The sequence below is a fragment of the Wolbachia endosymbiont of Rhagoletis indifferens genome (genome assembly GCF_048537595.1).
Classification (GTDB): Bacteria; Pseudomonadota; Alphaproteobacteria; order Rickettsiales; family Anaplasmataceae; genus Wolbachia.
Genome location: NZ_CP175923.1, coordinates 724,843 through 744,741 on the forward strand (window position 1 = coordinate 724,843; position 19,899 = coordinate 744,741).

The window sequence follows — 19,899 nt, forward strand, 5'->3', positions numbered from 1 at the left end:
CATAGCCTTGAAACTTTGGAAGCAGACAGTGACGGAGTAAGTAATTTTTATGGATTATAAGCTCTAGGTGCACTATCCTATAATATCATACGGTCAATATACTCTAAATGAGATGGAAAGATGAAGGCATCATTATAGCTGCTAAAAAATACGGCGATAAAAACTTAATTCTTTCTCTGTTTACAAAAAATCATGGAAAGCGCAGGGGATTAACTAAGCTAACAAACAATAGCAATTATAAGTTTCAGATAAGTAATCTATTACATGCAGAATGGAGTGCTAAATTACCTGAAAATCTAGGTTTTTTTAAGTGCGAATTAATCGAATCTCCATTCCATCATTTCTTTCAAGATAGGTTAAAAAGCATTACTATTGTTTCTTTCTCCTCTATTTTAGAAAAAGTGCTTCCAGAGAGTGAACCTTGTGTTGTACTGTATGATAACTTTCGATATTTCATCGATATAATTAAGCACAATAATGAACTTTGGCAAGGCCATTACCTCAACTTAGAGCTTCTGCTTCTTACGCAATTGGGATTCAAGTTAGACTTATCCAAATGCGCTGTAACAGGTGTTAAGGAAAATCTACAATTTATTTCTCCAAAAACTGGCAGAGCAGTGTCAAAAAAAGCAGGAGATTATTATGCAGATAAACTCCTACCTTTTCCACCAATGTTGCATGATGTATACAATAATAACCTACAAAACAGCTACTCATTCCAAGAATTTCAGTTAGGACTGAAAGTCACAGGATATTTCTTAAATAAGTATCTATTTTTGCAACTAAATATGGAATTTCCAGAGCTAAGAAATCTCATGCTTTCGCTTTAATCTTAGTTATCATTTTTTTGAAAGAATTTTAGAATTCAGCCAGTAATCACTCTATTTCTACCACTGTTTTTTGCCTTATATAAATATTTGTCAGCACGTACTATAAATTTTTTAATATCGTCAAGGTCAGATTCTTGCATTTCTGCAATTCCAATGCTCACAGTTACATTGTGGGTTGTATTTTTATCCGCAAGTATAAAAGGTTTTTTAGCAATAATTTTGCGTATTCTTTCCGCAATAGTATACGCATCTGATGTATCGGTATCTGGCATTACAACAACAAATTCCTCACCACCAAATCTAGCTAACAAATCTGTCACTCTAATATTTTCAGAAATTCTTCTCTGTATTTGCTTTAAAAGTTCATCTCCAGCACTATGTCCAAAATTGTCATTCACCATCTTAAAATAGTCTATATCAAGTATCATAAGAGACAACCTTCTATCTTTTTCTACAGAGTCCTTAACAATGTTTCTTAAGTGTGCATCAAAATATCTTCTATTATAACAGTTAGTTAATGGGTCCTTTATAGACATTTCCGCATTATTAAATAAATTCATTCTCAAGGCATCTTGATATCTTTTGCGTTTCACTTGCGAATTAACCCTTGCTATTAACTCACCCTCATCCAAAGGTACTGTTAAATAATCATTAGCACCTACATCAAGTGCTTTTACTAAATTGTTTTTATCATAATCCTCAGAAAGAATTAGAATTGGTGTATAACGTGTTTCCACCTTACTACGAAACCCAGAACACAAACGCAAGCCGTCAGTTTTTGAAAACTGCATATCAGAAATGATCAGGTCGTAATTATCCTTAATACCAACCTTTAATGCCTCTACTGGATCACTCAGTATTTTAATTGACCTAAAGCGGTGCTTTAGTACATTATATATCTGCTCTGCTTGAAAGACATCTTCATCTACAACAAGTATGTTAGCATCAAAAATCTGATTAGAATAATCCATAATACTGTTTCCTGCTACTCCGCCAATCTCAACGTTGGTTTCTCCTCTTAAACGCAATTCATCTATAATCATTTTTAAGCGCGTGAGAGACTTGATCCTTGCAGATAAAGCAGTTTCTTCTATTGGTTTAGTCAGAAAATCATCTGCACCAGCATTAATGCCCTGTACTCTATCATGAGCGTCATGCAGCGCAGTTACCATAATTATTGGAATATGAGTCGTTAAGGGATCACTCTTTAGCTTCTTACAGACTTCAAAGCCATTCATTTTTGGCATCATGATATCGAGCAATATAATATCAGGCTGCTGCTTTGCTACTAAATCCATAGCTTCCTCACCATCATAGGCTACGATAACCGTATAGTACTCTGCTTTTAGTCGAGCTTCTAAAAGCTTGACATTAGATAGTACATCATCTACTACCAGAATCTTCGCTGTCATTATCTTTAGATGTATTATCTATATCGTAAGTAGGATAAAGCTTACCATTTTTACCAACTATGTAATTTACTTTCTCAGTATTACACTCTTTATATAAGTCTTCAATTCCGGCATCCTTCAATAACCTTTTGGCTTTTGACTTTGCAATTATAAAATACCTATATATAGTCTTAATAAAATCAATAAATACAGGTACCTTATTTTTATCAAGAACAATTATGCTCACTAAAGCTACAACTAAAATTTCTGAAAAACCTATATTAAACATTTTCCCTATGAAGCAAGTACTTTAATTCTCCTGATTATAAATATTAATTTGCTTAAATCAAGTTTAGAAGCAACCATCTCATCTAAAAAACTATTATAACGTTCTATGTAGTCCTTATCATTACAAGCCCAGGTTTGAACCTTATCTTCGGGGTTATCAGTAGCTTTTATGACTTTAACAGCTAGCTTGTGATGGTAATTGCTTAAATCGTCCAATAAATCATTAACTAAGCTGCGATCCCAATAAGAGGAGCGGCTTTTCATCTTGATGGCAATTGTTCTAATCAGATCGAATCTTAACAGCGACTTTAACTCAAAGTATATTTTACCAGCATCAAGAATGGACAAAGATGTCTGTTCAGCAACAGATATAATGTCCAGTGCATAAGCAAGAACGCATAGATCAGCAACTTTTTTTGCTAGATCTTTATTTATATTAAGTTCTACTAAAGAAGTTGATCCATGGCTATAGACCTTTAATAGGTGTTCATCTAAAACATCAGTTAAGTTCTGGCCTAAAGTTTCAATTGCATCTTTAAATTTTGTAACATCATCCAATTCTACAAAGCTAAGCTTGCCAAGATTTTTCACTAACCAAAATGATACCCTACCAATAAATTTCTGCACGTTCCTCACTATTTGTAAGTATGAGTTAACATCAATTTTTCCATCCAATTCATCAATTTTCTGCCACATACTATTTAAATCATATAGGTGGTTAACAACAATATATATGTTAACCGCTTCTTGTATCTTAATTCCAGTGTTCTCAGCCAAATTATTGATGAATATACAGCCCATTCTATTCACTACATCATTTACAATGCAAGTAGAGATAATTTCTCTACGAAGTTGGTGTTTTAATATGAAATCCTTAAATTTTGTTACCATCTTTTTAGGAAAATAACCTAGCAAGTAGTCATTAGATATAAGATCTTTTTCAGGCAGATCGGAATGTATAATTTCATTTTTTATTGCCGTTCTAGCATAAGACATTAGAACAGAGAGCTGAGGAGAACTGAAACCTTCTGCACCAGTTAACATCCTTGCTATCTCTTCTTCAGTTGGAAGAAATTCTACGCTTCGGTTTAACAGCCCAGATTTTTCTAAACTGAGCAGTAACCTGTGGTGCTGCTCCAATCTCTCTTTAGCTTGCAAACACTCAAGAAGTAATGCTTTTGTTTCAATTTTGTTGTGGTTCTCAAGCACTTTGGATGCAACTTCATCCACCATACTTGCCAGTATTTCATTCCTTTTTTCTAAAGAAATACCCCCTGCTTTCATAGCTGAAACAAATGCAATCTTGATGTTGACTTCAAGGTCCGAACATATCACTCCGGCTGAATTATCAACAAAATCTGCATTGATATATCCACCTCTTTCAGCATATTCTATTCTTCCAAGCTGTGTGCATCCCAAATTTCCGCCTTCTATAAACATAGAAGCTCTAATATCTTTACCATTTATTCTTAACTCATCGTTTGCTTTGTCACCGACCATGCTATGATTTTCACTCTTTGCCTTAACAAACGTGCCGATTCCTCCATTCCATATGAAGTCCACTTTTGCTTTCAACAGATATCTAATCAAATCACTTGGAGGTAGCATATCTTCTGTTATATCAAAGCATTTTTTTATTTCTTGAGAAATGTTTACTTGCTTGCTGCTACGCTCAAATACTCCTCCACCCTTAGAAATCAAATCTTTGTTATAATCCATCCAAGTTGAAAATGGTAACTCAAAGAGGCGTTTACGCTCTGTGAAACTCTTTTCTGCATCAGGGTTTGGGTCAACAAAAATATGCATATGGTTAAATGCGCCGATTAAATGTATATTTTTTGAAAGCAGCATACCATTTCCAAATAAGTCGCCAGCCATATCCCCAATTCCAATAACAGTTGCATCCTGGTAAATATCCTTATTCATTTTCCAAAAATGCCTCTGCGCTGCAATCCATGCACCTCTGGCTGTAATACCCATCTTTTTGTGGTCATAACCTACTGATCCACCAGATGCAAATGCATCACCAAGCCAAAAATTGTATTCAGAGGCTATTTGGTTGGCATAATCAGAAAATGAAGCAGTGCCTTTATCAGCAGCAACCACGAGATATGGATCATCTTCATCATACCTAATCACATTCTCTGGTGGAATTATTTTGCCATTAACTACATTATCAGTAATGTCAAGCATTCCCCTGATAAAACTCTTATAGCATTCAACACCTTTCTCTCTTAAAGTATCTTTGTCTTTATAAACTTGCTTAATTACAAACCCACCCTTTGCGCCAACAGGTACAATAACCGCATTTTTTGTCATCTGAGCTTTCATGAGCCCCAAAACTTCAGTGCGAAAATCTTCCGTCCTATCCGACCACCTTAAGCCACCACGGGCTAATTTCCCTCCTCTTAGATGTATTCCCTCAAAAAGGTTTGAATAAATATATAATTCACGATACGGGCAAGGATCAGGCAAACCATTTATTTTACTTGAGTCAAATTTTGTAGATAAATATGGTTTATCGTCTTGATAATAACTGGTCCTTAAAATAGCCATTATCAAGTAAAATATCGAGCGCAAAACGTAATCATGTGAAACATTGCTGATCTCTTTTAGAAGTTCCTCAATTTTTTCTATGAAAATGTCCGTGGTTTCTGCTCTATCAATGTCTATGTTAGGATCAAATCTTGCATGAAATAGTTGTATCAAATACTTTACTATTTTTGGATACTCTGAGACTACCTTTTGGATATATTCTGGGTTGTAGTTAAATGACGTCTGCTTTAGGTAAGCACTTAACGCTCTAACCAGAAGCACTTCTTTCCACTCCAGCCCAGCAATAATGACCAAACTATTGAAATAATCATTTTTAATTTCCTTTCTAAACACTTTCGCAAGTGTTATTTCAAATTGCTCTTTTAGAGTAATGTTGTCTATTAATTCATCGACTCTTGACAACACAAAATGGTGTATCCATATTCCGCCGTTGATTTTTATGTAATAACCATTATGAGATAGGATCTTCGCTCCCAAATTCTTAGTAATTCTTAATATCTTCGATAATTCAAGACCTCCATTGCTCGAAGTGTAAACCTTTAATTGATAATTAAGATTGTCACGAGTAAGTCTTAAATCGACCTCGCTAACTCCTTTTTTCCTCACTATCTCCAATTTTTTCATATCGTAATATGCGTCATGAGGTTCGAAACTCTCTTGATAGCTTATTGGAAATGCCTTGCAATAACGGATGAATATATCCTCAACAGTGCTAAAAGTATTATATAAATTGTCTATAAAACGATCTTCCCATTTTTCCGTAATGTTCCTTAATTTGTTTTCGATACGCAAAACTTCATCATCAGGAACACTAGCGTTTTTAGCCTTTAGCACCACGTACAATTTCATTAAGTCATATTCGTTTATAATGTGGTGGTTATAAATATCTGAACTTTCTGCATTTATCTCATCCTTCAATATATTGCTTATCTTGAGCATTAGCCTGGAGCTAGCATAACGCATCGGTATCAGCACTATACAACTAGTAAACACTCCCTTACTTCTTAAGCATAACTTGACTCTTGGTCTTATTGCAAGGGACATAATAGAAGTACAAATTTGAAATAATTCTTCCTCATTAGACTGGAACAATTCATCACATGAGAATGCTTGTAAAATATAAATTAGAGCTTTGTTATTGTGGCCCCCGGTTACAAACCCTGCATTTTTTTCTATAACTTTAACTTTATCTCTTATTATTGGAATAGTTCGAATATCTTGGACCTCCGCTATAGAAGTAAATAATCCAAAAAAACGCCGTTCCTTTACCACATTACCCTGGTCATCAAATTCTTTTACTCCTATACAATTCATGTATGTACGCCAATGGACTATTGAGATTAGATCTGATCTCAATATGTATAGGGAATCAAGGTTTACAGAAGGAATCAACGTACTTTGACCTACTCTCATCAGGCCAAGGTCCTTTTTGCTATCACAGATGAGTTTTTCATCTTTACCAGCAATATATTCTTGATAACCTAGAAATACGAAGTTATTATTCTTTAACCAAACTAGAAAATCTTTTTGCTCTTGATTTCGGTCTGGTGTCATTCCAGTGCGTGACACTGGAATCCACGTGTCCTTTTCCTGGATCCCAGTATCAAGTACTGGGATGACAGAAAGACTTGCCTCATCAAGTTTCTTGAGCATTAAGTGCCAATCTTTCACAACGCAATTAACCGCTTTCAGCGTTTTCTGTAGAGATTCTTTTAATGTATCAACAAAACTGTCACTTATACCTTTGATAATTACATATATAACTGACTCTTTGATTCCATTGCTTTCTTCCAAAGGGTAAATCTCGTCTATTAGGCCATCTTTTCTTTTAATGTTAATTATGCTGTTGCTGTAATAGCATATGGTTAAATCGTGCGACTTAATAGTTGCAATAACGGAGTCAACCAAAAATGGCATATCATCGTTTGTTATCTTAATCGTGGTAAAATCGCCTTCTACTCCTGGTATATCATCTATATTGCTTACTACTAACTTACTTTCATCTTTCTCTTTTTGAGAAACAAAATTGTAAGCATCGTTTACAATATATAGCAAGAACTTATCGTTGGCTTTTAGGTCGCTTTTATAAACAAAACTATAAAAATACTTAATAAATTTTTTAATTTTTTCTTTATCTTGCTGATTTTCTTGATCAGCTAACTTAAATAAAGACTCAGTGTCAACATTATGATCTATACACATTTTTTTTAACAAAAATACACAGTGAACTTAAACCTTTTTAACTAAGATTTCATTATCAAGAGCGTACACTATTAGTTCATCATTTTCTACTACTTCCCCTGATAAAACTAATTTAGCTAAATTATTTTGAATACACTCTTGTATAACCCTTTTTAGGGGCCTTGCTCCATATTCAGGGTCATAGCCAGTTTGTGCTATTAGTTCTTTAGCTTCCTGTGACAAACTTATACTTAGTTTACGCTTAGCAAGTGTTTTTTGTAAATAAGAAAATTGAACATCTATAATTTTATAGATGTCATCTCTGGTTAAACTGTGAAATATAATAATTTCATCCAGTCTGTTTAAAAATTCTGGACGAAATGTTGATTTAATTATTTGCATTACCTCATCTTTTACAGACTCAGCAATCTCCTTTAGCATTATCTCAGCGCCAAGGTTAGAAGTTAAAATCAGTATGGTGTTGCGAAAATCAATTAATTTGCCATGACTATCAGTGAGTCTCCCCTCATCCAAGATTTGCAACAATAGATTAAATATATCTGGATTTGCCTTCTCTATTTCATCAAACAGAATAACCTGATATGGCCTTCTTCTTACTGCTTCGGTTAATCTGCCACCTTGCTCGTAGCCAACATACCCTGGAGGCGCGCCAATTAGCTTTGAAACAGAATGTTTTTCCATATATTCTGACATATCAAAACGCAGAAGCGCTGATTGATCGTCAAACAGAAATTCAGCTAAGGCTTTCGCAAGTTCGGTTTTACCAACTCCAGTTGGACCTAAAAATAAAAATGAACCAAAAGGCCTGTTGGTATCTTGCACCCCAGAGCGGGAGCGCCTAACTGCATTACTTATCGCTTCTATTGCATCTTTCTGCCCTATTACTCTTCTTCCTATTTCATTCTCCATGTTAAGGAGTTTTTCCTTTTCACTGTGCATCATATTATCAACTGGAATTCCCGTCCACTTTGAAACAATGTTTGCAATGTCATCTCCAGTCACTTCTTTCTTTAAGAAGCTATCAGTAACCTTTTCCTGATTTTTTAATTCATTCTCAAGCTGAGGAATCACACCATACATCAATTCCCCTGCCCTTCCTAAATTTCCACTCCGCTGAGTTAATTCCAACTCTTTTCTAGCGTTATCTAATTTTTCGGCTGTTTCTTGTATTCTAGCTATTTTATTCTTTTCCATCTGCCATTTGCTGTTCAAGTCAGCAAATTTACTGTTTAGGTTTTCAATCTCCTCATTTATCTTTTTTAAACGCTGTTTAGAATTTTCATCACTTTCTTTTTTTAGAGCCTCTGCTTCAATCTTTAGCTGTATAACCTTTCTCTCAAGTTCATCAATAACTTCAGGCTTGCTATCCATTTCAATTCTCACCCTGCTTGCTGCTTCATCAATCAAATCAATCGCTTTATCAGGTAAAAACCTGTCTGTTATATATCTATTGGACAACGTTGCAGCAGCAATTATTGCACCGTCTGTAATTCTTATACCATGATGCACCTCATATCTTTCCTTCAAACCCCTGAGTATTGAAATGGTATCAGTTTCAGTTGGTTGAGAGATAAACACAGGCTGAAAACGCCTTGCAAGTGCAGGATCTTTTTCTATATGCTGACGATATTCATCTAAAGTTGTGGCTCCTATACAGCGAATTTCTCCACGCGCAAGAGCAGGCTTTAGCAAATTTGAAGCATCCATTGCACCACTTGTTGCTCCTGCTCCAACTAAAGTATGAAGCTCATCTATAAACAAGATAACTTTTCCCTCCGCTTTCGAAAGCTCATTAATAACTGCTTTTAACCTTTCTTCAAATTCTCCTCTAAATTTTGTTCCAGCAATTAATGCGCCAAGATCGAGGGCTAAAACTTTTGCATCACGCAAACCAAGCGGCACGTCATTTGCAACGATTCTATTTGCAAGCCCCTCAACTATTGCAGTTTTTCCAACGCCAGGTTCACCGATCAGCACTGGATTATTTTTTGTCCGCCTCAGTGACACCTGCATAGTTCTTCTGATCTCTTCATCACGACCAATTACAGGATCAAGCTTTCCTTGCATAGCAAGCTCTGTAACATCTTTTGTATATTTCTTTGCCGCGTTTAATTTTTCCTCACTGTTTGGCGAGTCCGCACTGCTGCCTTTTCTCATTTCTGCAATAACTGAGTTCAGTTTTTGTGGAGTAACACCATTCTCCGCCAGAATTTTGCCTACAGTATCATCTTTTTGTGCAGTGAGGCCCTGCAGTAAACGCTCAACGGCAACAAACGAATCTTTATTCCTCCGAGCAATACCAATTGAATCTTCAAAAACTTTTGCTATTTCTCTTGAAAGTTGAAGGCCACCACTTCCTGGACCTTCAACTACTGGCAACTTTTTTATTGCGCTATCCACAGCATCGGAAATACTTTGCACATTTCCACCACAAGCGTTTATCAAATCCTGAACTAAACCTAATTCATCCTCAAGCATTACTTTTAGTAAATGCTCAGGCATAAAAATCTGATGCCCAGCTCCCAACGCTTTCATCTGAGCACTTTGAATTAGACTTTTTGCTTTCTCGGTAAATTTATTTAAGTCCATAACACCAGTTAAATTCGTATTTGCTGATGTATATAACAACTGATTTCATAAATTTAAACCTAAAGTTGTTTATTGTTAGGTATGAAATTTAAAACTTTTTTTTAAAAGAAACTATTATAGTAATTATAGCCCTACCCTTTACTTCATTAGACCATCTTATGGATAGTCTATACAGATCGACCTTTTTGTGAATCTGCGTTTCTGCTTTCTTCAACTTGTTTTGCAAAAGATGTTTCCTGTTTCTGAAGTGGTTTAGCAATTTCGCGCACAACGGCAGTAACTGCTGTTAAAAACGTTTTTAACAATGCACCTAAAGCTCCACCAACTGCTTCCCTGCCATGTATATGAGCTTGCTTTTCGTTATCGTCAGCAGTTTCCCCTGCCCTCCTTCTTGGATCCATCCTATGAGCAATCACCGAAAACAACACTCCCCTGATTGAAGACTTCACTTTTTCCTTTGCTTCGTGGACATCCCCATCTTTTGCTGTTTCATGTCCATGACTTAAGTGTTTAGCGTCCATTAGCTCCTTTTGTTGCTGGGCAAACATGCCACTTAATACTTCTTCTATCACTTGCTTTCTTCTCTTCTCTCTAACTCTTTTCATAGATTCTGATTTATCGCGAGTGTGTTTGGTAGTTTCAAATTCTGCATCAATATCTTCAGACGCAGCCTGACTATATAAAGTCTCTATGAGCCTGTCTATGCTTCGCTTTATTTGCATAGTCCTTTCGTAACTATCTAAATTATCGATCCCTTCGTCGATCTGATTTAGAATATCCTCAAAAACTTTTAAATAGTCTTGAATATATTGTATTATATATTGTTTATCTTCCTCTTTGTGTTGTTCTTCTTGATTTAACTGATTTTCATTTTCTAAACTTCTCTCTCTTTTATCATCGTTATTTTCTTCAATATTATCACCGTCTTCCTCGAAAAGGTTTTCGTCGTTCATGATTTTTTTTAATTTAGTTAAAATTCTCACCAGTTATTATTGTATATGAAAAAATTAAATTAACATTAATGAAAAGCGTTTACAACTTCAGCACTAGTTAAAACTACAGTAAAACTGTCAAAAGTAACAGGATCATAATATCTCTCATACAATTCAACTGAACACCTAAGCCTTATCTTTTCCTTAGCATTAAAACTAATTTCATAATCATTATTAGAGTTTAGCATAGCAGAATTACGTAATAATTCATCAGCTAATACAGAGTCTAAAATTCCATTAATTTTTATCGTAATGTGTCTGCTTCCAGCACAATCGAGCACTTTCCTCCAGCCAAAAGAAGAAATATCTTTCACCTCTTCTCTGTTATTACGCAAAGTAAACCTTAGGTTTCGTATATTATTTAACACAATAAAATTATTGTCATGATCTTTAATTTTTAGCTGTAATTTGCTCATTATCACCTCCTTTTATTAAAATATCAAAATTAATTGTTGAATGTAAAATTTCATCGTGCTGATCCATAGCACAATTACTTTCTAAAATGACCTCACTACTAAAACCTTCAATGCTCTTAAGTATCAAGTTAATATGCCTTATAATGGCAAACATACTGTCTATATGATAAGTATATATGTCGCATGAAAATCTTGCCTTTGTAGCAAAATTGGACAGCATATGCAGGTTATTATAATTCACTACACGCAATCTCAGGTAAGGAATGGTGACCTGTTTAGGTAAGTAGTCATAAATGTTAGTAACATATTTTCTTAAATCAGAGTTTGCTTTTAGTGCTTCATAAATGCTACTGTACAACTCGTTTATAGCTTGAATTTTTTCCATGATTAATCCTCAGATTTACTCAGACGCGGCTGTACGGACATTGCAATTTGCAGGCAATTTGCGTGGCAGATGGTGTCATTCCAGTGCTTGACACTGGAATCCAGCTTTTATGTTGTATAGTGCACAATCAATTTTTCTGGATCCAAGTAGTCAAGGCACTGGGATGACACCCTTCTGGTGGACAATGTTTGTACAGAGCTACTTGGATGACAAGAAAGAGCTACAAAACAACCTTTGGTTCGCGAAATGGAGAATACACCTTCTTCACTTCAGATAAATGGCTACTTACCCCCGATTCACGATCTTTGTAAATAGCAGAAACATGCCGCATAATACCGAGTTTTATCTGCTCAGGAACATTGTCATAGCCAGCCTCGTATACAACATCAACTCTTATTGCATTAAAATAATTGAAAAACTCAACGTAGCCCCCTACATCGCTAAAATAATACTTAAGTGTTCTCTTCTCTTGATTTTTAGACATCATTGCAGTAGCCAATACTATCTTACTCACAGGGCCATAGCTTAAATAGATCCTACGAGGTACATAATCTTCATATGAAACTTGCCATGTTTGCTTTACTAGTGACTTTTCCATATGCCATTCAGCGTAATCAGTTGCCATAAAAATTAAACTTGAAATCAATTTATCATCCTGGTCGTTCTCAATGCGTAAAAAAGATTTAACCTCTTCTAAAGTAACCGGAAAAGATTCAGGCTTAGATTTACGTTGCACATGTATTCTTGGTGAAGTAGATCTTATTGACATAATAACCCTCCTTTTTGATATAGCTAGAATAAGTAAGGTTTACCTCGTTTATCGTGGGGCAAATCTTACTTACTTTAGCTATGCAGCTTGCATTCAACATTAAGTTAGATTGGCGCAGCAACAACTCTGAGTGCTTTATCGTATGAATATATTAAGAAGAGAGCGAATTAAAGCTGTTTCTCCTTTTTTATTGACAAAATTTGAACTTATAGCATATTCAACTAGGCTAGATTTTAGTAGATTAACATTTTGAGAATGAATATTATTGAAGACGGAGTTTAACTCTTTAGCAAGCAGACTGCGAAATTTTTGCACACTGTCATATGCGATATTTTCAAGTTCATGTGCAAATTTATCTTGAGCTATAGTTGTTATATCTTCAATTTCCTTATCAAACTCCTCCAGCTTTTTTCCCTTACTCTTAGAGCTTTTCGTAAAAGTTTTCATATTAATTAAACTCAACTACTCTTATGATTATAACTGTAATAAAAAAACTACCAAAGTAAAAAATTCGCACTACTGTGTAACTCATAACTGTACGAACATTGCAATTTGGGCCTACCAGGAGGGCAATGACTCTTATCCAAGTACCCTCTTCTTGTCATCCGAGTAGCTGACACTGGGATGGCTTTGTTGCATCGCTACTTATGAAAGGCTAACTATAGCTAGGATTATAAGCAACCTATTGAAAATCTTGTTTTTTTGCAATCAATCTGATCAAATTTAAGAATAGTAATTTATTATTTATATTAATAAACTTAATTCTATTGAAAATAGCTAAAGCATTGAAATTCTTGAATTTTAGCCGGATTAGTGAGTGGTAGTGAAATTTCTTTTACTCAAATTTAGGTATTCACTGACCGTTCTTGTTATAAATACCAGAATAATAAGCTACTGATATTCTCCATCTTTTTTATCTTTAATCCATCATAGCTAGCGATGCAACAAAGCCCACTGGGATCCAGAAAACTTAACTCTACACCAAGTAAATGTACAATAAGAACTAGATCCCAGTGTCTGGGCACTGGGATGACAAAAAAAGGAGCACTGGGATGACATCATCCTTTTTTTGGGATTACAGTGTCAGCTACTTGCATCTGCAAACTGCAATGTTCGTACAGATGTAGGTGCTAAGTTTTACAAACACCATGTTGTGCTAAACCTTGAATATCCACTTCTTTTAATTCAGTGTCAGGTTTTGTTGATATTGCATATGTAACGCCACTAGCTATCAAAGCAGATACTACAAAAGTTGCAATTGTTAATAGAACTGGTAATTGGAAAGCTATACTAAAGATAGCACCTACTGCTAACATAGTTACAAGGTTCACAGAAGCAACTTTTAAGAAACTCATTTGTCTTTTTCCTGCTTTTTCTAGCGACACTTCATTTGTTTTAGTTTTGCCCAGTTCACCCTCAAGTGGTGTGTTTTCATTCTCCAGACTTTTTATTTTTTGTGTTAGTGATTCATTCTCTTTATTGAATTGTTTCAACTTAGTCTCATGTCCAACTATGCAACTTTTTGATTCTGCTAGTTCCTTTTGCGTTTTTTCTAACAACGCTTCTGCTTTAGAATACTGACTTTCTGTTTTGTCTAATTTATCCTTAAGCTTTGTGTTTTCATTTCCTAGCTCTTGTATTTCTTGTTCTAGTGCTTCCAGCCTAGCCTCTTGCCCAGCTATGTCATTCTTTAGTTCCTTTTGCTTTTTTTCTAGTAACACCTCTTTAGTTTTTGTTTTGTCTAATTTATCCTTAAGCGTTGCTTTTTCACTTTCTAGATCTTGTATTTTTCGTTTTAGTGATTGATTCTCTTCCTTTAGTTGAGCACGTAATTCTTTTGACTTAACTTTACTTTTTTTAACCTTTTCTGCTTCTTCTGGAGTTTCCGTTGCGTTGTGTGTTTTGGAATGGGAAGAAGTACTAGATACAACCTCAGATGGCTGATCACACACACTGTTTAGTCTATCTATTACTAGGCCTTCATCCTTTATCAATGAGCGATCTGCTCCATATTTTATCAAAAGTTTTGCTAATTCTTTATTGTCCTTTGCAACAGCAAAATATAAAGGGGTATGTCCATCTTTATCTTGTGCATTAACATTTGCTTTACGTTTTATCAAAAGTTTTACTGATTCTTTAGCGCTTTTTGCAGCAGCATAGTGTAAAGGGGTCACGCCATCTTTATCTTGCGCATCAACACCTGCTCCATTATCTATTAGATATTCTGCAATCTCTACATAACCATATGTAACAGCATAATGTAAAGGGGTCAGTTCATCTTTATCCTGTACATCAACTTTTGCTCCACGTGTTACAAAAAGTTTCACTGATTCTTCATTGTTGTTTGCAGCAGCACGATGTAAAAAAGTCAATCCATTTTCATCCTGTGCATCAATGTCTTCTCCATCTTCTAATATAGATTGGCCTAAAGCTTCAGATTCATCTGCATCAAAATATATTCCACTATCGTCACTATTACTTTTATTTAAAAAGGTCTGTTCACCATTATATGTAGCACCGTATTGTTCCGAATGTTGATTATGACCGGGTTGTTCTATGCGCTTCCGATTATTGGCAAATCGTTGTTCTGCCTCTTGCAACTTTTGCTCCACAGCATCTCTTTCTCTTATAGCCTGTTCTCTTTCTAATGTATCATCTACTTTGTTTATATTGTTTTCATTAATGATTGAGTTTGAAGAAGTCTGTTCATCCTCATCTTGTACATAGATTTCTCTGCTGTTTAGTGTAGTTCCGTTGTTCTTTTTCTGATCTCTTGCATTCCATGCTTGCACTGCAGCAGTTGTGTTATTTCCGTTCACAGCTAAATTTCCTGGAGTTTTATTATTAGGCTGCGGTAAAGTGCCTTGTCTATTTTGTCTTCTCGCAGCTCTTGCCTCAGCATAACGTTGTTCTCCTTCCTCTAACATTTTTATTATAGCCTTTTTACCTTCTACATCGCCGACAATATCCCTTGGAGTTCGGCCTTGACTATCTTTTAGTGAAGGATTTGCGTTATTATTCAATAAAAGCTGAACTATCTCTTGATGACCATGCAAAGCAGCAATGTGCAAAGCAGTGAATTTAGAATTAACATCACCCGATGTTTGTTCATCAACTTTTACTTTCTTTTCTAGTAGGAGTTTTACTATTGGTACACTGTTACATTCCACAGCAAGATGTAACAACATACAATTTACAGTTTTGTCTGAATCTAATATACTGAACATCTTATCTATCTTCAAATTGTTATAAGTGCTATATACTCCTGAGTTTACACCTTTTAGCTCACTTCCTATTCTTTCAAGCAAATTATCCTTATTCAAACCTTCACTCTCACTCACATTGCGTATTATTTCAAAAAACTTTTCCTTTTTTATTGCCATAACCTTTCCTCTCAATTTATTTATTATTGCTGAACAGTCTCACAAAAAAGTTAAGTTTGTCGAAATTCCATGTTTGATCTAAAAATTAGTCATAAACATTTTCTATGCAAGTAGCTGACACTGGTTCACTCTATAATGGTGTCACAGCAGTCCTACGTCATACCGCCGCGGTATCTCTAGATCCCGCTAACAAGTAGCGGGATGACGAGATGCCACCGTGAACCGTCATACCGCCGCGGTATCTCTTAGCCGCTAACACGTAGCGGAATGACGATTGTCAGGCTAGCTGTCATCCCAGTTTGGAATCCAGGAAAAAGAATGGTGTCATCCCAGTGCCCAGACACTGGGATGGCTTTGTTGCATAGCAACCGAAAAAATCTGGTGGCTACTGACAAAATTCATTATAAATAACCATTTAACTGTTGAAGAAAAAATATGCCACAGAAAATGAAAGTCAGTAACCAAAACGAATATAACAAATTCCTTGAAAAAAGGGGAAATATTTTTCGTTACATCGATGAAGCTATCGAAAATTGGTATGAAAATAGTCCAAAAATGCAGGGCGGCAACTATATTTACAGTGATAAAGTCGTAATTTTGGTGCATATAATTGTCAATCTTTTTAGAATTGGTTTAAGACAAACGGTGGGGTTTATAAAAGGATATCTGCAACAAATAGGAAAAAATTTGGCAGTTATCAGCTATTCACAAGCATCAAGAAGGTTTAAAAAACTTAATATTAAGATAAATGATTGCAGGGTTGATAAAAGCAACATGGAAAATATTGAAATTATCATAGATAGCACAAGTATCAGCATTTACAGTAACACTCCTGGCCACAGTAAGGAAAACAGTGCAGATAGAAAGTACCGAAGCTACGAGCAAGTAAGAAAGTTACATGTTATGTTAAGTGTGAATAGTAAAAAAGCTATAGCTGCAAGATACAGTAATGGCGTCTACTCTGACCACTATGGAGCTTGCGATTTGCTTGAAGAAGTTAATTTTCAGCACAAAATAAAAGCATTATATGCAGATAGGGCATACGATAGGCACAAACTTTATAAATTGTGTAAGAAATACGATATAAAGACAAAAATTCTACCAAAAAAGGATGCAGCAGAACATTCAAAAATAGATTATATGTCTGACAGAAATGCTGCTATTAGGTTAATAAAATTATATGGACAAGATGGTGTAAAAGAGTGGAAAAAGGAAGCAATTTATGGAAAGAGATCTTACATAGAAGGATTTTTCTCAAGGTTGAAGCAAGTATTTGGATTTAGCTTTAGGAATAAATCTGAAGTAAATCGTGAAAAAGAATTACTAATTAAGTGCTATTTGCTCAACAAATTCACTGATATTGGTATGGCTAAATTTGAAATCATTACATAAATTTGTCGTAAACCATCACTGCTTAAGGTGCTATGCAACAAAGCCCACTGGGATCCAGGAATTTTATTAAGTTGGTAAGCATAAAAGTAGCCGTTTTATGTTAAAGTACAACGTTTTGATGATTATGAAAAAGCTGGATTCCAGTGTCAAGCACTGGAATGACACCCTTCACGAGCTCTTTTAGTCATAAATATTTAAGAAATTTACCAAACGAAAAAAAAGGCAAAAGAAGCCCCGTGGTTATTATCCGCTTTAAAATATTGGCGTTTTTTATGTTTTAAACGCTTGACAAGCAAGATTTAGCTGCTTTTAATTGCAACTAACTTACGCTGCAAATGTTTAAGAAATTTACTAAGCAGAAAAAAAGACAAAGAATCCCCGAGTTAGCTAGTCTTTTACTATCTCTGTCGAGTATTGGCATTTTTTGATGTCTTGTAACGCTTTATAAGCGCGTTCAGCTTATTTAGATAAAAATCTAGATGTAGATGAAGTTTTGTAAAGACATACAGTATCTATATACTGCAAAAAATTGAACATAAGACGCCGATACATTAAGTAATCCTTACCTTTTAATCTGCAGATTGGCGAAAGCAAATACAATAGCTTCAGTTTCATGATAAGGGGGCTGGCGAAGGGTGTCAAGTAAGTTTTTGTTTCTATGACCAGTTGGACTCAAAGTCTACACAAAAAACGTTTACAACCAACGTTCAACGTGATAAATTAAAGACGGTTTATTCCTCGGTAGCTCAGTGGTAGAGCAGTTGGCTGTTAACCAATTGGTCGCTGGTTCGAATCCGGCCCGGGGAGCTCTTCTCTGTTAAATTCTAGTGTTAATCTTATATGGGCATTAAATCAGTCGTTTTATGTATACTAGATGGCTGGGGAAATGGAGTAGAAAGCAGTAAATACAATGCTATCAGCAACGCAAATCCACCCTGCTGGCAATATATTAGCTCTAATTATCCAAAATGCAGTTTATCCGCCTGTGGAGCTGATGTTGGGTTACCTGGTGGTCAAATAGGTAATTCAGAAGTTGGCCATATGAATATTGGCAGTGGTAGAGTAGTAATGCAAAGCCTTCAGCGCATTAATCAAGAGATTGGAACAATAGAAAATAATACAAATCTACAAAATTTTATTAGTAATCTAAAAAGTAAGAATGGCATATGCCATATAATGGGGTTGATATCAGATGGTGGTGTTCATTCGCATCAAAAGCATATTGGAGCTTTAGCAAATAAAATATCACAGCATGGAATCAAAGTGGTGATACATGCATTTTTAGATGGCAGAGACACATTGCCGAATTCAGGAAAAAAATGCATTCAAGAATTTACAAAGAGTATAAAGGGAAATGACACAAGAATTGCTACTGTTTCTGGGCGTTACTATGCTATGGACCGTGATAACAGGTGGGAGAGAACAATTGAAGCTTATGAGGCTATCGCATTTGCAAAGGCACCTCGTCATGATAATGCAGTATCGTTGATTGATGAAAATTATCAAAATAACATAACTGATGAGTTTATAAAACCCGCAGTAATAGGTGATTATCAAGGTATAAAACCAGAAGATGGAGTGTTACTGGCTAACTTTCGTGCTGATCGAATGATACAATTAGCAAGTATTTTGCTAGGCAAAACAGACTATATTGAGGTAGCAAAATTCTCTTCAATTCTAAGTATGATGAAGTATAAAGAAGATCTCAAAATTCCTTATATTTTTCCTCCTACTTCTTTCGTTGATACTCTAGGACAAACAATAGAAGACAACAAATTACGACAATTACGCATTGCCGAAACCGAGAAATACGCTCATGTGACTTTCTTTTTCAATTGTGGAAAAGAAGAACCTTTCCTTGGTGAAGAAAGAATACTCATTCCCTCACCAAAAGTTCAAACTTATGATTTGCAGCCCGAAATGTCAGCCTCCGAGCTCACAGAAAAGCTTGTAGAAAAAATTCACTCCCAAGAATTCGCACTGATAGTTGTAAATTACGCTAATCCTGATATGGTAGGGCATACAGGTAATATAAAAGCAGCCGAGAAAGCTGTGCTAGCTGTAGATGATTGTCTTGCAAAAGTGCTGAGTGCTGTTAAAAAGTCAAGCAACACCGCATTAATTGTTACTGCAGACCATGGTAATGTGGAATGTATGTTCGATGAAGAAAATAATACACCTCATACAGCACACACTCTAAATAAAGTGCCATTTATTGTGTCTTGCAATAATCTAAAACTAAGAGACGGAAGGTTATCTGATATTGCCCCTACTATTTTACAGCTACTTGGAATTAAAAAACCTGATGAAATGACAGGCAGTTCGTTGATTGTGTAATGTATCCGTTCAGCAGAGTGGCAAAATAGGTAGACAAGATAAACCAAAAAATCAAGAAAAAGTGAGTTTACAAGTTTACAACAAATGGTGTCATGCAAGTAGCTGACACATAACTGTACGAACATTACAATTTGAGCCTACCAGAAGAATGTCATCCCAGTGCCCAGACACTGGGATCCAGGAATTTTGATTGGGCACTAAGTTGGTAAGCATAAAAGTGGCTGATCTTATGTTAAAACACAACGTTCTTGATGAGATTACGGCAAGGCTGGATTCCAGTGTCAAGCACTGGAATGACACCATTTGCTGTGCAGTTTACCTTCAAGAATGAATGTTCGTACAGTTGTGCGTCACGCGCTGGCAAACAGA

General features: G+C 35.4%; 17 protein-coding genes and 1 tRNA gene. 5 read left to right on the forward strand and 13 right to left on the reverse strand.

What is annotated here, in order from left to right; translation table 11 throughout:
- Window positions 1-107: 107 nt before the first annotated feature.
- Window positions 108-830, forward strand: a complete 723-nt coding sequence (gene recO, locus ACJZL1_RS03725; protein ID WP_265025901.1) for a DNA repair protein RecO — start codon at window positions 108-110, stop codon at window positions 828-830.
- A gap of 35 nt (window positions 831-865) precedes the next feature.
- Here the strand turns inward: recO and ACJZL1_RS03730 are convergent, their stop codons facing one another.
- The 11 genes from ACJZL1_RS03730 to ACJZL1_RS03780 all read right to left on the reverse strand — a co-directional run bounded on the left by ACJZL1_RS03730 (window position 866) and on the right by ACJZL1_RS03780 (window position 15,801).
- Window positions 866-2,242, reverse strand: coding sequence for a PleD family two-component system response regulator (locus ACJZL1_RS03730; RefSeq protein WP_419247006.1), 1,377 nt, complete (start codon window positions 2,240-2,242; stop codon window positions 866-868).
- On the reverse strand, window positions 2,214-2,510 hold the full coding sequence (gene tatB / locus ACJZL1_RS03735; protein WP_265025903.1) for a Sec-independent protein translocase subunit TatB: 297 nt from the start codon (window positions 2,508-2,510) through the stop codon (window positions 2,214-2,216). Before tatB ends, ACJZL1_RS03730 begins: the two co-directional genes overlap by 29 nt.
- 5 nt (window positions 2,511-2,515) lie before the next feature.
- Window positions 2,516-7,267, reverse strand: a complete 4,752-nt coding sequence (locus ACJZL1_RS03740) for an NAD-glutamate dehydrogenase (protein ID WP_419247515.1) — start codon at window positions 7,265-7,267, stop codon at window positions 2,516-2,518.
- Window positions 7,268-7,294: 27 nt separating this feature from the next.
- The gene (gene clpB, locus ACJZL1_RS03745) at window positions 7,295-9,856 is read right to left on the reverse strand and encodes an ATP-dependent chaperone ClpB (RefSeq protein ID WP_419247007.1); all 2,562 of its coding nucleotides are present in this window, start codon (window positions 9,854-9,856) and stop codon (window positions 7,295-7,297) included.
- Window positions 9,857-10,023: 167 nt separating this feature from the next.
- Window positions 10,024-10,809 (reverse strand): hypothetical protein, encoded by a 786-nt coding sequence (locus ACJZL1_RS03750; RefSeq protein ID WP_419247008.1) that lies wholly within the window; start codon window positions 10,807-10,809, stop codon window positions 10,024-10,026.
- Between the two features lie 65 nt (window positions 10,810-10,874).
- Window positions 10,875-11,264: a phage tail tube protein gene (locus tag ACJZL1_RS03755; protein ID WP_209473189.1), complete on the reverse strand. Its 390-nt coding sequence runs from the start codon at window positions 11,262-11,264 to the stop codon at window positions 10,875-10,877.
- Entirely contained in the window at window positions 11,239-11,649 is a 411-nt protein-coding gene (locus ACJZL1_RS03760) for a DUF3168 domain-containing protein (RefSeq protein ID WP_265034948.1), read from the reverse strand. Before ACJZL1_RS03760 ends, ACJZL1_RS03755 begins: the two co-directional genes overlap by 26 nt.
- A 220-nt stretch (window positions 11,650-11,869) precedes the next feature.
- Window positions 11,870-12,418, reverse strand: a complete 549-nt coding sequence (locus ACJZL1_RS03765) for a head-tail connector protein (protein ID WP_419247009.1) — start codon at window positions 12,416-12,418, stop codon at window positions 11,870-11,872.
- A gap of 135 nt (window positions 12,419-12,553) precedes the next feature.
- Window positions 12,554-12,865 (reverse strand): ECH_0659 family protein, encoded by a 312-nt coding sequence (locus tag ACJZL1_RS03770; RefSeq protein WP_419247010.1) that lies wholly within the window; start codon window positions 12,863-12,865, stop codon window positions 12,554-12,556.
- A 422-nt stretch (window positions 12,866-13,287) separates the two neighbouring features.
- On the reverse strand, window positions 13,288-13,443 hold the full coding sequence (locus tag ACJZL1_RS03775; RefSeq protein ID WP_419247011.1) for a hypothetical protein: 156 nt from the start codon (window positions 13,441-13,443) through the stop codon (window positions 13,288-13,290).
- A 105-nt stretch (window positions 13,444-13,548) separates the two neighbouring features.
- A complete protein-coding gene (locus ACJZL1_RS03780; protein ID WP_419247012.1) occupies window positions 13,549-15,801 on the reverse strand; it encodes an ankyrin repeat domain-containing protein in 2,253 nt (750 codons plus the stop codon).
- 267 nt (window positions 15,802-16,068) lie between these two features.
- Between ACJZL1_RS03780 and ACJZL1_RS03785 the strand changes: the two genes are divergently transcribed.
- The 4 genes from ACJZL1_RS03785 to gpmI all read left to right on the forward strand — a co-directional run bounded on the left by ACJZL1_RS03785 (window position 16,069) and on the right by gpmI (window position 19,530).
- Window positions 16,069-16,212 (forward strand): hypothetical protein, encoded by a 144-nt coding sequence (locus ACJZL1_RS03785; RefSeq protein ID WP_419247013.1) that lies wholly within the window; start codon window positions 16,069-16,071, stop codon window positions 16,210-16,212.
- A gap of 24 nt (window positions 16,213-16,236) precedes the next feature.
- Window positions 16,237-17,193, forward strand: coding sequence for an IS5 family transposase (locus tag ACJZL1_RS03790; protein ID WP_419247014.1), 957 nt, complete (start codon window positions 16,237-16,239; stop codon window positions 17,191-17,193).
- Between the two features lie 735 nt (window positions 17,194-17,928).
- A tRNA-Asn gene (locus tag ACJZL1_RS03795) sits at window positions 17,929-18,000 on the forward strand.
- Window positions 18,001-18,033: 33 nt separating this feature from the next.
- On the forward strand, window positions 18,034-19,530 hold the full coding sequence (gpmI, locus tag ACJZL1_RS03800) for a 2,3-bisphosphoglycerate-independent phosphoglycerate mutase (protein ID WP_265026578.1): 1,497 nt from the start codon (window positions 18,034-18,036) through the stop codon (window positions 19,528-19,530).
- A gap of 90 nt (window positions 19,531-19,620) precedes the next feature.
- Here gpmI and ACJZL1_RS03805 read toward each other — a convergent pair whose 3' ends face one another.
- Window positions 19,621-19,743 (reverse strand): hypothetical protein, encoded by a 123-nt coding sequence (locus ACJZL1_RS03805; RefSeq protein ID WP_419247015.1) that lies wholly within the window; start codon window positions 19,741-19,743, stop codon window positions 19,621-19,623.
- A gap of 19 nt (window positions 19,744-19,762) precedes the next feature.
- A complete protein-coding gene (locus ACJZL1_RS03810; RefSeq protein ID WP_419247016.1) occupies window positions 19,763-19,894 on the reverse strand; it encodes a hypothetical protein in 132 nt (43 codons plus the stop codon).
- Between the last annotated feature and the right edge of the window lie 5 nt (window positions 19,895-19,899).